The organism is Microcoleus sp. C2D2 (assembly GCF_036702495.1).
Lineage (GTDB): Bacteria > Cyanobacteriota > Cyanobacteriia > Cyanobacteriales > Microcoleaceae > Microcoleus.
This window is the reverse complement of record NZ_JAUBTO010000015.1, coordinates 1-1,371: the sequence shown is the minus strand read 5'-3', so window position 1 is coordinate 1,371 and position 1,371 is coordinate 1. Positions and strand designations below refer to the sequence as shown.

The 1,371-nt window shown below is 43.6% G+C and carries 2 protein-coding genes; both read left to right on the top strand.

The features are described from left to right. On the top strand, positions 1-647 hold a 647-nt coding region (locus QUB61_RS07450), incomplete at its 5' end, for a tetratricopeptide repeat protein (protein ID WP_333189885.1). A 154-nt stretch (positions 648-801) separates the two neighbouring features. Further along, entirely contained in the window at positions 802-1,203 is a 402-nt protein-coding gene (locus tag QUB61_RS07445; RefSeq protein WP_333125812.1) for a type II toxin-antitoxin system Phd/YefM family antitoxin, read from the top strand. Positions 1,204-1,371: the final 168 nt, after the last annotated feature.

The following is a 1,371-nucleotide window of genomic DNA, read 5'->3' as shown; positions in this document are numbered from 1 at the left end:
GATTGGAAGAAGCGATAGCCTCCTACGACAAAGCTTTAGAATTAAAACCAGATTTACACGAAGCCTGGAACAATCGGGGCAATGCACTGGGTAATTTAGGAAGAGGGGAAGAAGCGATAGCCGACTACGACAAAGCCTTAGAAATCAAACCAGATTTACACGAAGCCTGGAATAATCGGGGCAATGCACTGGATGATTTAGGAAGAGGGGAAGAAGCGATAGCCTCCTACGGCAAAGCCTTAAAAATCAAACGAGATTATTACGTTGCCTGGTACAATCTGGGCAATGTACTTGGTAAATTAGGAAGAGGGGAAGAAGCGATAGCCTCCTACGACAAAGCCTTAAAAATCAAACGAGATTATCACGTTGCCTGGTACAATCGGGGCAATGTACTTGGTAAATTAGGAAGATTAGAAGCAGCCATAGCCTCCTACGACAAAGCCTTAGAAATCAAACCAGATGATGACGCAACATTCTATAATAAAGCTTGCTGCTATGCGTTACACGGTCAGATTGACCAAGCAATTCAGAATTTGCAGCAAGCCATCAATCTGAATCCTGACGAATACCGAGAAATGGCAAAAACTGACTCGGATTTTGACAGCATTCGATCGCATACTCGGTTTCAAGCCTTGATTCAAGAATAGGGATTTGCCGCCCAAGCGGGGGCGGGGCGGGTTTATGAGATTGTCGGTTTGAGGCAATTATTGTTGGTAAAACCCGCCCCTACAGCATCAAAAATACTTTTCAACCGAAGCTAGTGGACACGATATGATAGAAGGATTAGTAGCGAGGTAAAAGATGACTCAACTAAATGTAACCGTAACTAATGACAGATTTCCCGAACTAATCGCCCGTGTCGAGGATACTGGAGAACGAATTGTCATAGAACAGGAAGGAAGGGCGATCGCTGCTATCATTACTTATGCAGACCTGAAGCGACTGGAAGCACTAGAAGCTGCCCTAATTAACCAAGCAAAACTAGAAGAATATGAATGGCTAAAAACTGCGATCCGCAATCGGGCCTTTGATTCTCTGAGAGACTCAGCAGAAGATATCTACACTTTAGCTGATGGCTTGCCATTCCACGATCCTGAATGGGTTAAAACAGTAGCAATCGAGCCTAAGTTTGGTTCAATCCTCGACCCCGAAGAAGACATTTATACCATAACTGACGGTAAACCATTCCATGACCAAGGGTAAGATTTTCCTAGTACCGTTTCCCTATGACGATTTATTGGCTAACAAACTGCGTCGTAAGGATTCAGGTAAAAAATAGTTCCGCAGAGAGCCGAAAAATATGGTAATGTAGTCAGATGAGCGAAAAGCCAGAGTTATCAGCAGCACTAAAATTAGAAATAGTTGACCAGT